1 protein-coding gene is annotated in these 205 nt (G+C 61.5%); it reads right to left on the bottom strand.

Annotated features, from left to right (window positions below):
• Positions 1 to 51: 51 nt before the first annotated feature.
• On the bottom strand, positions 52 to 205 hold a 154-nt coding region (locus tag G0Q06_RS14880), incomplete at its 5' end, for a DUF2484 family protein (RefSeq protein WP_163967466.1).

The raw sequence follows: 205 nt of genomic DNA, 5'->3' as shown, positions 1-205 counted from the left end.
CTGCGGCGTCAATTGGCCCCGGACCTGTGGCATTTGTTGCATATCCGGCGGTTACCGCGAGGCTTTGCTTTTGATCCAGCGCCCCAGATAGATCACAGGCCAGCGCAGCACGGACATACCCGCCGCCAGTACCAGCATGCCGAACCACGGCCCGTGCTGCCAGGTGACAAACCCAAGGATCGGGATACCCACGGCGATCAGGATA

The sequence above is a fragment of the Oceanipulchritudo coccoides genome, from assembly GCF_010500615.1.
Lineage (GTDB): Bacteria > Verrucomicrobiota > Verrucomicrobiia > Opitutales > Oceanipulchritudinaceae > Oceanipulchritudo > Oceanipulchritudo coccoides.
The sequence above is the reverse complement of the archived record's forward strand: the minus strand, read 5'-3'. Positions and strand labels throughout refer to the sequence as shown.